Below are 13,023 nucleotides of genomic sequence, written 5' to 3' on the forward strand. Positions count from 1 at the left end.
ATGATGGGGCGGAATGTCAATCCTGGTCTAACAGAGCCTTATTTAATCATTTGATCCCCGCGCCCGCTGCGAGCGAGGGGCGATTCGAACGCTTTCGTTCGCGAACAGTTCTGTCACCTTAATGCCGCGCGAGGCGCGCACCGGCGACTTCGCGGTAATAATGGCAGTAAGGCAACCAAGAGGGGGGAACGGAATCCATGGCGCTGATCTATATCGTTGAGGACGACGAGCCCATTCGTCGCGAGCTTGCCGACATCCTTGCCCGTGCCGGTTTTGAGGTCGAGGCCTGCGAATCGTTCGAGCACGTCTCGCGCGATATTCTCGCTGCCGCGCCCGATCTGGTACTGCTCGACCTCACGCTTCCTGTCAAAGACGGCCAACACATCTGCCACGAAGTCCGTCGCGAATCCGAGGTCCCCATCATCGTCCTCACGTCGCGCACGACCGAGATCGACGAGGTCATGGCCATGACGCTCGGCGCGGACGATTTTATTTCCAAGCCCTATAGCGCCCGCGTCCTCGTGGCGCGCATCAACGCGCTGATGCGCCGCACCACGGCGGCAGGCGAGCGTAGCACCATGGTCCACAAGGGGCTGGAACTCGACCTCGCCCGCTCCGCGGTCACCAACACGGCAACCGGCGACAGCACCGAGCTCACCAAAAACGAGCTGCGCATCCTCTCTCTGCTCCTGAGTCGCGCGGGCAAGATTGTCTCGCGCTCGGCCATCATGCAGGACCTGTGGGACTCCGATGCCTTCGTGGACGACAACACGCTCACCGTCAACATCAACCGCCTGCGCACCACGCTCGACAAGATCGGCGTCAAGGGGTATCTGACCACGCATCGCGGCCAGGGCTATTCGGTCTAGGTGCCAGCTATGTCGTTTGGCAAGTTCTTTAAAGATGCGCTGTTGCCCGTCGCCGTGTGGACGTGCGGCGTGCTGCTGAGCTGCTTTGTGCTGACGGTTGCCGGGGCCCCGGCATCTATCGTGGTCGTGGCGGTCGGTGTGTCCTTTATCTTTGGCATGCTCGGCATCGTGATCGAGTACGCGCGCCGTCGTCGATTTTTGCACCAGTTGGAGCGTGCAGCCGAGGAGCTGGAAAGTCCCGCGTGGGTACAGGAGATGGTGCAATGCCCAACCTATGCCGAGGGCGAGCTCGAGTACGAGGTCCTGCGCCGGGTGGGCAAGGCTGCCTGCGACGAGGTTGCGGAAGGCCGACGTCAGACCGATGACTATCGCGACTATATCGAGAGCTGGGTCCACGAGGCCAAGCTGCCCCTGGCGGCAGCTCATCTGATTTTGGAAAACCTGGACGGCAGCGAAGGTGACCTCTCGCGTGTGGATGACCTGGGTCGCGAGCTGGCTCGCGTTGAGCGCTATATCGACCAGGCACTGTACTATGCGCGCTCGGAAGTCGTGGAGCGCGATTACCTGATTCGCCGCTGGGATCTTAAGACCTTGGTGACGGGCGCGATTAAGGCCAACGCGCGCGAACTCATTGCAGCGCACGTGGCTCCGGTGTGCGAGAACCTTGACTTCGAGGTCTTTACCGACGAAAAATGGCTCGAATTTATCCTGGGCCAGCTCATTCAGAACAGCATTAAATATGCGCGCGAGGACGGCGCGAAGATCGTGTTTTCGGGCGCGTTGTTGGACGAGGGCCTGGCGAGCGAACGCATCGAGCTCACCGTTGCCGACAACGGCTGTGGCGTGAGCGCGGCCGACCTGCCGCGCGTGTTCGAGAAGGGCTTTACCGGCGACAACGGCCGCACCACCAAGCGCGCAACGGGCATCGGCCTCTACCTGGTGGCGCGTCTGTGCTCCAAGATGGGCATCGACGTCACCGCAGCATCCGATCCCGGCGAAGGCTTCGTCGTAACATTCGCGTTTTCAACGAATAAGTTTCAATATTTCGAGTAACGCACGCGGCAGACGCCCACCCAAACAAAAACGTGCAGCCCAAACAAAACGTGCCGCCCCAAACGGGGGGGCACGCCATCTTTTATCAGCCAACTCGCTGAAGTAAGGCTGCGAAGGCCGCGAGGCCGGGAGGGGTTTCCTAAGGGCACATCCCGCAGCCGCAACGCGGCGAGGACGTGCCCGTGGAAACCCCGCAGGCCCCGCGGCCGGTGGGAGCAACGCTACTTTACGACCAAAATGTCGCAGTCGGTATTGCGCAGCAGGAACGTCGAAATCGAACCCAGAAGCGCATACTTGATCGAGGACAGGCCGCGAGCGCCGCAGAGCACCAGGTCGGGCTTGACCACGTCGAGCATCTCGTCTTTGAGCGTCTCGCGAATACGACCGGCACGTATCATGACCTCGACCTCGGGAATATCGGGATTGGCCTTGGCCTCTTCGAGCTGCTTTTCGATGGAGTTCTTAAAGGCCTCCTCCAGACCGTTGACCAAATCGACCGGATAGGAGCCGGCGCTCTCGAGCGCCGTGGAATCGATAACGTGGCCGATAATCAGCTTGGCGCCGTTGTTCGCGGCGACCTTGATGGCGCGTGCGAGCACAAAATCCTGCTGCTCAGTACCGTCGAGTGAAACAAATACCTTGGTGTAACCCTCGTTCATGGTTTCCTCCTTGGTCTATCGCACGGGCGCGGGGCTCGTGCGTCGGGCGGGCGCGGGTGCGTTGACCGCCGGACACTTTATCTTGTTGCAGTTATACCCAAGGATTTCGGTTTAACTGCTCGCAATTCTGTGAACGGGCGAGTTTTTTGGTAAGGGTAGGCGCGGTCGCACCGCCAACGGTTGATAATGGGACATCGCCCGCATCGTCCGCAGAACATCTACCGGCGGGTGTCTAACGAGGGGGTCCCTTTGGATATTATCGAGCTTCTAAAATCTGCCTTCATGGGCCTGGTCGAGGGCATCACCGAATGGCTGCCCGTTTCGTCGACGGGCCACATGATCTTGGTGGACGAGTTCGTCAAGATGAACGTGAGCGAGACGTTCTGGAATATGTTCCTGGTCGTGATTCAGCTCGGCGCCATTCTGGCCGTCTGCGTGCTGTTTTTCCACGAGCTCAACCCGTTCTCGCCCAGCAAGGGCAAGGAGGGCCGTCGCGACACCTGGGTGCTGTGGGGCAAGATTGTGCTCGGTTGCATTCCTGCGGCGGCGATCGGCCTGCCGCTCAACGACTGGATGGAGGAGCATTTCTACAACGCTCCCGTCGTGGCGCTGGCGCTCATTGTGTACGGCGTGCTGTTTATCGTGATCGAGAACTGGCGCGCGAGCAAGCGCGAGGAAATGGCCGTTGCCGGTTCGTTTGGTTCGCGTGCTGTGGTGTCGGGTGGACGTCCCGCCGGTGCGCACTTTGCGGCGCCCCCCACGGCTACCGCTGAGGATGGGGACGATGACGAGAATCTGGACTTTGGTTCCATCGCCACGCTCGAGGACCTCAGCTGGAAGACTGCGCTGGGTATCGGCTGCTTCCAGGTGCTTTCGCTGGTGCCTGGTACGTCTCGCTCCGGTTCTACCATCATCGGCGGCCTGCTTTTGGGCTGCACGCGCTCGGTGGCGTCTAAGTTCACGTTCTTCCTGGCTATTCCTGTTATGTTTGGCGCGAGTGCGCTCAAGCTGGTCAAGTACTTCATCAAGGGCGGCACGTTCGGCACCAACGAGATCGCCATCTTGGGCGTGGGCTGCGTTGTGGCCTTTGTGGTTTCGCTCATCGCCATCAAGTGGCTCATGGGCTTCGTCCGCCGTCACGACTTCAAGTGCTTCGGCGTCTACCGCATCATCCTGGGCATCGTAGTGCTCGCGTACTTCTTCGTTCTGGAGCCTATGCTCGGCCTGTAACTTGGTTGACGCTGCGCGGCGGCCAGAGCGACAACTTGTCATTCAAAGAGGACGGCATGACCAAAAGGTCTATGCCGTCCTCTTTTTTGGGCGATGGGGCGGGCTTGACGGTGGCGCACGGAGTCGTGGTGTGATTTGCGTCGGTGTCCGCGCGGCTCGGTATACTGGTACGGCTCAAACTATGGCGCTGCCCGCAGGCGCGCCGTCTGTCAGATGAGGAGTCGCCCATGACCCAGCCCTTGCCCTGGGAAAAGAACGCTGCGGTACCCGTGCCGCCCGCGCCGGAGCCCGTGCCGCTCGATGCATACACCGTCCCCGCCGCGCCGGAACCCGAGCTCGTTCCGCTCGACATCTACGACGCCCCGGCTCCGGCGCCCAAGCCCGCCAAGCCGTTCGTCGATATCGATAGCCTGAACCCCGCCCAGCGCGAGGCGGTCCTGACCACCGAGGGCCCGCTGCTGGTCCTTGCCGGCGCCGGCTCGGGCAAGACCCGCGTCCTGACCTTCCGCATCGTACATATGCTTGGCGACCTGGGCGTTAGGCCCTGGCAGGTCCTGGCCATCACGTTTACCAACAAGGCCGCGGCCGAGATGCGCGAGCGTCTGGCAGCACTCATCCCCAGTGGCACCCGCGGCATGTGGGTGTGCACCTTCCACGCCATGTGCGTGCGCATGCTGCGCGAGGACGCCGACCTGCTGGGCTACACCGGTCAGTTCACCATCTATGACGACGATGACTCAAAGCGCATGGTGCGTGACATTATGCAGGCGCTCGGCATTGAGCAAAAGCAGTTCCCCATCAACATGATCCGCAGCAAGATCAGCTCGGCCAAAAACGCCATGATTGGGCCCGAGGACATGCTCAAGAGCGCCGATAGCCCCAACGACAAAAAGGCCGCGCAGGTCTACCTGGAGCTGGAGCGCCGCCTGCGCGCCGCCAACGCGATGGACTTTGACGACCTGCTCGTGCGCGCTCTCGAGCTGCTGCGCACCCGCCCCGAGGTGCTCGATAAGTACCAGGAGCGCTTCCGCTACATTAGCGTCGACGAGTATCAGGACACCAACCACGTCCAATACGAGATCGCCAACCTGTTGGCCGCCAAGTACCAAAACCTTATGGTCGTGGGCGACGACGACCAGTCCATTTATAGCTGGCGTGGCGCCGACATCACCAATATCCTGGACTTTGAGAAGGACTTTAAAAACTGCAAGACCGTCAAGCTGGAGCAGAACTACCGCTCCACGGGTCATATCCTGAGCGCCGCCAACGCCGTGGTGCGCCACAACTCGCAGCGCAAGGACAAGCGCCTGTTTACGGCCGAAGGCGATGGCGAGAAGATTCAGGCCTTCCAGGCGAGCGACGAGCGCGACGAGGGCCGCTGGATTGCCGGTGAGATCGAAAAGCTGCACTCCAAGGGCACGAGCTACGACGATATCGCCGTGTTCTACCGCACCAACGCCCAGTCGCGTATCCTCGAAGATATGTTCCTGCGCGCGGGCGTGCCCTACAAGATCGTGGGCGGCACGCGATTCTTCGACCGTGCCGAGATCCGCGACGTCATGGCCTACCTCAAGATGATCGTGAACCCGGCCGACGAGATGAGCGTCAAGCGCGTCATCAACACGCCGCGCCGCGGCATCGGCTCCACCTCGATCCAAAAGATCGAGCAGCTGGCGCGCGGCAACCGCTGCTCGTTCTTCCAGGCCTGCGAGATCGCAACAGCCGAGACGGGCATGTTTAGTGCCAAGGTGCGCAACGGCCTGTCGAGTTTTGTGGCGCTGGTGCGCGAGGGCCGCCGCATGGACGGCGAGCTCAAGGACGTCGTCGAGATGATTGTCGATAAGACGGGCCTGCTGCAGGCGTTTCGCGCCGAGGGCACCATGGAGTCCGAGAGCCGCGCCGAGAACATCCAGGAATTCCTGGGCGTCGCCGCCGAATTTGAGGAGACGCACGAGGATATCGAGGGTACGCTCGAGAGCTTGGAAGAGCTGCGCGCGGCCGGTGTTGCCGACGTGCCTGCCGGCGCCGAGTCCGAGCCCGTCGTGGTGAGTGCGCCCGCGCCCGAGCCGGGACCGTCCGCTCCGGCATCCTCGTTTGAGGCACTCGTCGGCGCGCGCGATGCCGCAGGTTCCAATCCGCTCGATAACCTAGCCGCCCCGGCGCTCTCGCCGCAGGATGCCTTGGCCGCCGCCATCGCGGGCAACGCGTATGCCGCGCCGACGGAGATGCCGGCGGGTGCCGTGCATGCCGACGAGATCGAGCGCACCTACGGTCCGCTCACCTGTAAGGCACTGCCGGCACTCATGGAGTGGCTGGCCCTGCGCTCCGACTTGGATTCCCTGGCCGGCGAGACGCATGCCATTACCATGATGACCATCCACTCCGCCAAGGGCCTGGAGTTCCCGGCGGTGTTCGTGGCCGGCATGGAGGAGGGTATCTTCCCGCACGTGCACGACTTTGGCGGCAGCGATGACCCGGGCAAGCTCGAGGAGGAGCGTCGCCTGGCCTACGTTGCCATCACGCGTGCCCGTAAGCGCCTGTTCCTGACCTATGCGGCCACGCGTCGCACCTACGGCTCGACCTCTGCCAACCCGCGCTCTCGCTTCCTCAACGAGATTCCGTTCGAGGATATCGAGTTTAGCGGTATCGGTTCTGCTGGTTTTGAGGGCACGGGCTGGGAGAAGCGCGGCGACCGTCACGGCACCTTTGGCTCGGGCATGGGCTCGGATATGTATGGCGGCAAGGTGTTCGGTTCGCATACGCGCTCGACCGGCGGTTCCGGTTCGCGCGGCGGATCGAGCTTCGACGATTTCTTTGGTGGCAGCATCTATGGCACCGAGCGCCATCGCGGGGTTTCGCCCGATGCCGGCCGTGTTGCCTCGACCTTTGGTTCGGGCGCGCCGCGAGCTAAAAAGCCGTCGTTCAAGGTGTCGCCGACGGTGGAGCGCAAGGTCGATCGCGCCAGCGCGTCGCAGGACTTTGCCGCGGGCGATACCGTGAGCCACAAGACCTTTGGCACCGGTACCGTGATCTCGGTCGCCGGAGACATGATCGAGGTTCAATTCGAAAAAACCGGCCAGACTAAAAAGCTCATGAAAGGTTTTGCACCGATCGTCAAGCTGTCGTAATCCCGGCGGACCTGGGAGGGCGTATAGGGCAACATCGCCTGCTCGGGCAGTCCTGCGCAAGACGGAGAGCACATTAAGTGCTCTCCTTTGCGTGCGGAACTCGCGATCGATGTTGCCCCATACGCCCTCCCAGGTCCTTTGATAACGCCGCTTGCGAACGTCGCTTTGCTCGTTCGTTTTTTGGTCTGGAGAGCCGGGTGGGCTGATAAATAGATGTGAGTAGGGGCTCTCCCGTTTGATGAGCGGGGGAGCCCCTTGTTTCGTTTTGGTTGTTGTTGCGACCTAGAGGTGGCTGATGATCAATTCCATTTTGCCTTCGAGGTCGATGGAGCTGACGGTGCTCGGGGCTAGCAGGTGGCTTCCCTTGTGGACGGGGTCGCCGCAGACGGTGCCTTCGCCGTCGATGACCGACAGACACATGAAGGGCCAGCGCTGGTCGAGGGTCTTGCTGCCGTCGACACGCACGCGATCGACGGTGTAGCAGGAGTTAGACTCGAGCTTGGTCACGCCGTCGACCTCGGGCGCGGTCACCGTGCCGTCGGTCGGAGCTTGAGCATCAAAGTCGATGCAGTCGAGGCTCTGCTCAATGTGCAGGGGACGCAGTTTGCCGTCGGTGCCGGGACGGTCGTAGTCGTACAGGCGATACGTCACGTCGCTCGACTGCTGCGTCTCCAAAATGAGCGTGCCGGTCTTGATGGCGTGGACGGTACCGGAATCAATCTGGAAAAAGTCGCCCTTGTGAATCGGCAGCACGTTGAGCATGTCGTCCCAGCGGCCGTCCTCGATCATACGCGCGGCCTCGGCGCGGTCGTGCGCGCGCTGTCCGACGATGATCGTGGCGCCGGGCTCGCAGTCCAGTACATACCAGCACTCGGTTTTGCCCAGGCTGCCGTTCTCGTGCTCGGCGGCGTACTCGTCATTGGGATGGATCTGGATCGAAAGGTCGTCCTTGGCGTCTAGAATCTTAATGAGCAGCGGGAACTCCTTGCCCTCGCAGTTGCCAAAGAGCTCGCGGTGCTCGGCCCACAGCCATGACAGCGTGTGACCGGCGTACGGGCCCTCAGCGATCTGGCAGTCGCCGTTGGGGTGTGCCGAGATGGCCCAGCACTCACCGATGGGACCCTCGGGAATGTCATAACCAAATACGGTTTCGAGCTGGCGGCCGCCCCAGATCTTCTCGTGAAAGATCGGCGTCAGTTTAATCAAATCGGACATGTTCATACCCCCATGGTGTTGCGCGGCCGCCCACTCTAAACGAGCCGTAACGAGCGCCCGCATGACTACAAAAACCTATGCCAACGTTACGTTGTGCAGCTCAAAGCGGTCACCAACGTTGCGCGAGATCGAATGCTCAAAGGCGGTGCCGCTATCCAAAAAGCCAATCTGGTTGAGCTCGAGCAGGGGAGAGCCGGGTTTGGTATCCAGGCGCTCAGCCTCTTCCTCAGTTGCCGCGACAGCGCGAATGGTGCGATGGAAGCTCGAAATCTTCAGCCCGCATTGCTCGCGGATAAAGCCGTAGACCGATCCGTACAGGTCCTTCTTTTTAAGACCCGGGATCAGTTCGAGCGGCATATAGGTGTACTCGATGACGATGGGCTTCTCGTCGACCTGGCGCACGCGCACGATGTGATAGGCGAAGTCATCCTCGGCCATTCCCAGCTGGGTCGCAACCTCTGCCGGCGGATTGACGATCGAGAAATCGTAGACCACCGAGGTCACCTTTTCCCCGCGGTGCTCATACGAAAAGCCCTGGGCACGGTCGTTCTTGCCTTGAAAAAACACCTGGCCGGGAAGCCCCGCCGTGTCCTTGACGTAGGTGCCCGATCCGCGCCGGCTGGTAATAAGGCCTTCCTCGGTGATCTGCTCAATCGCTCGTTTGACGGTGATTTTGGAAACGCCATAGAGCTCACAGAACTCAACGACGGTGGGCAACTTATCGCCCGGTTTAAGTGCGCCGTCCTCGATGCTTCGACGGATATCTGCAGCTATTGCCTCGTATTTGGGAATCATGGAACCTCCTTTCCGGCTTGATTGAGTACAAACGAAAGTATAGTCCACGCCCAAGCATCCCTATTGCGTTTTGAAAAGTTCGAGAAAGATATAATCAAAAAACGCTTTTCTATATTAACTAGAGCGCTCTAAATGAATATGCATTCGAATAATGTGGTATTGAGCAAATTGATCGGCTCGAAGATGGGGTTGGGCCGTTTTGCCGCCCAGCGAACCGAATCTCATGCCTTGCGTTTTCCCAGATAAAACCTGCCAAAACAAACCTGTCCCTTTTTGACAGGTTTTTGCCTGGGGAGCGGTACCATACAGGCAATGTTTAAACGAGAAAGGTGGGCTCCCATGGAACCTAAGCAGTACTACATCGGCATCGACGTTGGCGGCACTTCGGTTAAGGAAGGCCTGTTCGACGAGGACGGCAACCTGCTTGCCAAGGCCAGCGTGCCCACGCCTCCTATCGTTGACGCCGCGGGCTTTGCCGCGGTGACCGAGGCTATCGACCAGGTGATCGCCAAGGCACAGATTCCGCGCGCCTTTGTGGCGGGCATTGGTCTGGCCGTTCCGTGCCCCATCCCGGCATCGGGCGATGCCAAGGTCAAGGCCAACATTGCCATTAACCTGCCCGAGCTGAGAGTCGCCATTCAGGAGCACTGCCCCGACGCGGTCGTTAAGTACGAGAACGATGCCAACGCCGCTGCCATGGGCGAGGCCTGGCTCGGCTCTGCCAAGGGCGTGCAGAACGTGGTGATGGTCACCATCGGTACCGGCGTGGGCGGCGGCGTTATCGTTAACGGCGACGTGGTATCGGGTGTTGTGGGCGCCGGCGGCGAGATTGGCCACATGTGCCTGAACCCGGCCGAGGAGCGCACCTGTGGCTGTGGCGGCCATGGCCACCTGGAGCAGTATTCCAGCGCCACCGGCGTGGTGAGCAACTACCTTGCCGAGTGCAAGAAGGCGGGCGTCGAGCCCATCGAGCTCACCGGCCCCTCCGATTCCAAGGACGTGTTCCAGGCCTGCCGCGAGGGCGACAAGCTCGCGCTGGCAGCTGCCGATACCATGGCCGACTATCTCGGCCGTGCCCTGGCGCTTATTGCCAACGTGGTCGACCCCGAGATGTTCCTGATCGGCGGCGGTGCCTCCGCTTCGGCCGATGTCTACCTCGACGCAGTCCGCGAGCACTTTAAGCAGTATGCGCTCTCTGCCTCGCGCGAGACGCCCATTAATGTCGCTTCGCTCGGAAACGACGCCGGCATCATCGGTGCCGCCTACGTAGCCCTGCGCGCCGCCGGTAAATAGCTGGTGCAAGGGGGACAGGTTACTTTGCACCAACATGGTGCAGAGGGGACAGACTTTGCCCCAGCGCCTGCCCCAATTTGTGCCGCGGCCCTTCCATCTCATAGGGTTCGGCGTCAGCGTGCTACCATAACTACGTCCAAGTACACATATCAAGTGGAGGATATCCATGGCAAACGTTCTTGTCTTTGGTCACCAGAACCCCGATAACGACGCCATCATGAGCGCCGTCGTCCTGTCTCAGCTGCTCAACCAGGTCGAGTATGCCGGCAACACTTATGAGGCCTGCGCTCTTGGCCAGCTTCCGGCCGAGTCCGCCAAGCTGCTTGCCGACGCCGGCATTGCCGAGCCCCGCGTGATCGAGTCCGTCGAGGCCGGTCAGCTCGTCGTCCTCACCGACCACAACGAGTCCACCCAGTCCGTCGCCGGTCTTAAGGGCGCCACGGTCTTTGGCGTCGTCGACCATCACCGCATCGGCGACTTCGAGACCGCTGGCCCGCTGCACTACATCTGCCTGCCTTGGGGCTCCAGCTGCACCATCGTCACCAAGCTCGCCGGCGTGCTCGGCGTTGAGCTTTCCGATGTTCAGGCCAAGCTGCTGCTCTCGGCCATGATGACCGACACGCTGATGCTCAAGAGCCCCACCACCACCGATGTCGACCGCGCCGTCGCCGCCAAGCTCGGCGAGCAGGTGGGCGTCGACCCGGTCAAGTTTGGCATGGATGTCTTCCTTACCCGTCCGTCCGGCTCCTTCACTGCAGCCGAGATGGTCGGCAACGACATCAAGATGTTCGAGCCCGCCGGCAAGAAGCTGCTCATCGGCCAGTACGAGACCGTCGACAAGAGCCGTGCGCTCGGTATGATCGACGAGATTCGCGAGGCCATGCGCGCCTACGCCGCCGATAAGGGTGCTGACGGCATCGTCCTGTGCATCACCGACATCATGGAGGAGGGCTCGCAGGTCCTGCTCGAGGGCGAGACCGAGGCTGCTCAGAAGGGCCTGGGCATTGCCGACGAGCACGACGGCGTCTGGATGCCGGGCGTCCTCTCCCGTAAGAAGCAGGTCGCTGCCCCCATCATGGCCGCCTGCTAGGTTTAGTTGACCAAACGCCCCGACCGGATCGCGGACGCCCCGCGCTCCGGTCGTTTTTTGTGCACGTCGCCGCGTCGTCTCTTGGACAGGCGTGCCTGTGCCGTTGAGCAAATAATGTTCAACCTGTGGTTCCGCTTTTCGGCCACGCTTGCGCGCTTGTCGCGCAGGGTAGGCTAGATGCAAGCGTAATACGTTAGAGCGCGGCGCCGCCATCTGGGCGGGCCGTGCTTTTTTAAGACGGGAGCTTTCCCGTGAAAGGAGCCGCCCATGGCAGCAACTGAGCAGCTGTTCAATGTTCGTGAGCGCAAGCGCTTTGAACGTCACGACATCTGGGAGCGCATTGCCGAGAACGGCACCATTTCTGCCGCCGTCATGGTGATCGCCGCTATCGCCGCCGTCATCTGCGCCAATACCGATGCCTACGAGGCCATCCATCACTTTTTGGAGACCCCGCTGTATATGGGTCTGGGCAACCTTACGGCTGGTCTCACCGTTGAGCTTTTCGTCAACGACTTCCTCATGGCGATTTTCTTTTTGTTGGTGGGCATTGAGCTTAAGTACGAGATGACGGTCGGCGAGCTCAAGAATCCGCGTCAGGCCATGCTTCCCATGTTGGCGGCGGTGGGCGGCGTCGTCGTTCCCGCCTGCATCTACCTGATCTTTAACCATGCCGGCGCCCGCAACGGTTGGGCCATCCCCATGGCAACCGATATTGCCTTTGCGCTGGGCGTGCTGTCGCTTTTGGGCAACCGCGTTCCCAACGGCGTGCGCGTGTTCTTCTCGACGCTCGCTATCGCCGACGACCTGATCTCCATCGCCGCCATCGCCATCTTCTACGGTCAGAGCCCCAATCCGTTTTGGTTGGGCGCCGCCGCGCTTGTGACCTGCGCGCTCGTGTGGCTCAACAAGACGCAGCATTACCGCCTTGCCCCGTATTCGGTACTGGGGCTGCTGTTGTGGTTCTGCATGTTCAAGAGCGGCGTACATGCCACGCTTGCTGGCGTCATCCTGGCCTTCACCATTCCGGCCAAGTGCGGCGTCAAGCTCGATAGTCTCACCGATTGGCTGGGCGAGTGCCTGCCGCTGCTCGATGACCGCTACGACGACGAGGCACACATCCTGGGCCAGCATGACTTTACCGTCTCGACTACCAAGGTCGAGCGCGTCATGCACCGCGTGACCCCGCCGCTTATCCGTATGGAGCGTCTGATCTCCACGCCGGTCAACTTTGTGATCCTGCCGATCTTTGCGTTCGTAAACGCTCAGGTTCGCTTAGTGGGCGTGGACATGAGCACGCTGCTCACCGATCCGGTGACGCTCGGCGTGTACTTTGGCATGCTGCTGGGCAAGCCGATCGGCATCTTTGGTATGACGTTTGCCCTGGTTAAGCTCAAGATCTCCGAGCTGCCGCGCAACGTTAACTGGCACATGATTGCCGGTGTGGGCATTCTGGGCGGCATCGGCTTTACCATGTCGATTCTCATCAGCGGCCTTGCCTTCCCGACGGCCCAGTTTGAGGTTCTTGCAGCCAAGGCCGCTATTCTCGCCGGTTCGGTCACCGCAGCCGTGCTCGGCATGATCTACATGAGCGTGGTCTGCAAGCATCCCGCGCCCAAGGACGAGTAAGAGCGCGAAAACCGGCTCCAGAACCGATTCGGGCGCGTTCAAAATGCGGATTCGGGCGGTGCTTG

10 protein-coding genes are annotated in these 13,023 nt (G+C 61.1%); 7 read left to right on the plus strand and 3 right to left on the minus strand.

Annotated features, from left to right (window positions below; genetic code table 11):
• The first annotated feature begins 197 nt into the window (after positions 1-197).
• Both DW211_RS09730 and DW211_RS09735 read left to right on the plus strand, forming a co-directional pair.
• The gene (locus DW211_RS09730; protein ID WP_118260547.1) at positions 198-869 is read left to right on the plus strand and encodes a response regulator transcription factor; all 672 of its coding nucleotides are present in this window, start codon (positions 198-200) and stop codon (positions 867-869) included.
• A 9-nt stretch (positions 870-878) separates the two neighbouring features.
• The gene (locus DW211_RS09735; protein WP_118260548.1) at positions 879-1,922 is read left to right on the plus strand and encodes a sensor histidine kinase; all 1,044 of its coding nucleotides are present in this window, start codon (positions 879-881) and stop codon (positions 1,920-1,922) included.
• Positions 1,923-2,143: 221 nt separating this feature from the next.
• Here DW211_RS09735 and DW211_RS09740 read toward each other — a convergent pair whose 3' ends face one another.
• Entirely contained in the window at positions 2,144-2,581 is a 438-nt protein-coding gene (locus DW211_RS09740; protein ID WP_117583590.1) for a universal stress protein, read from the minus strand.
• A 249-nt stretch (positions 2,582-2,830) separates the two neighbouring features.
• Between DW211_RS09740 and DW211_RS09745 the strand changes: the two genes are divergently transcribed.
• Positions 2,831-3,811, plus strand: a complete 981-nt coding sequence (locus DW211_RS09745) for an undecaprenyl-diphosphate phosphatase (RefSeq protein WP_118260550.1) — start codon at positions 2,831-2,833, stop codon at positions 3,809-3,811.
• Positions 3,812-4,038: 227 nt separating this feature from the next.
• Positions 4,039-6,939, plus strand: a complete 2,901-nt coding sequence (locus DW211_RS09750) for an ATP-dependent helicase (protein WP_118260552.1) — start codon at positions 4,039-4,041, stop codon at positions 6,937-6,939.
• Between the two features lie 282 nt (positions 6,940-7,221).
• On the opposite strand, the gene DW211_RS09755 is transcribed toward DW211_RS09750, so the two are convergent.
• Together DW211_RS09755 and DW211_RS09760 are read right to left on the minus strand one after the other, a co-directional pair.
• Positions 7,222-8,154: a type I phosphomannose isomerase catalytic subunit gene (locus DW211_RS09755; RefSeq protein ID WP_369832414.1), complete on the minus strand. Its 933-nt coding sequence runs from the start codon at positions 8,152-8,154 to the stop codon at positions 7,222-7,224.
• Between the two features lie 75 nt (positions 8,155-8,229).
• Positions 8,230-8,949 carry a GntR family transcriptional regulator gene (locus tag DW211_RS09760; RefSeq protein ID WP_118260554.1) on the minus strand — a complete coding sequence of 240 codons (720 nt, stop codon included), beginning with the start codon at positions 8,947-8,949 and terminating at the stop codon, positions 8,230-8,232.
• 339 nt (positions 8,950-9,288) lie between these two features.
• On the opposite strand from DW211_RS09760, the gene DW211_RS09765 reads away from it, so the two are divergent.
• From DW211_RS09765 to nhaA, 3 genes are all read left to right on the plus strand, one after another.
• Positions 9,289-10,242, plus strand: coding sequence for an ROK family protein (locus DW211_RS09765; protein ID WP_233540992.1), 954 nt, complete (start codon positions 9,289-9,291; stop codon positions 10,240-10,242).
• Positions 10,243-10,408: 166 nt separating this feature from the next.
• On the plus strand, positions 10,409-11,332 hold the full coding sequence (locus DW211_RS09770; protein WP_118260558.1) for a manganese-dependent inorganic pyrophosphatase: 924 nt from the start codon (positions 10,409-10,411) through the stop codon (positions 11,330-11,332).
• A gap of 267 nt (positions 11,333-11,599) precedes the next feature.
• Entirely contained in the window at positions 11,600-12,958 is a 1,359-nt protein-coding gene (nhaA, locus tag DW211_RS09775; protein WP_118260559.1) for a Na+/H+ antiporter NhaA, read from the plus strand.
• The last annotated feature ends 65 nt before the right edge of the window (positions 12,959-13,023 follow it).

It is taken from the genome of Collinsella sp. AM18-10, assembly GCF_003471585.1.
Taxonomy (GTDB): domain Bacteria; phylum Actinomycetota; class Coriobacteriia; order Coriobacteriales; family Coriobacteriaceae; genus Collinsella.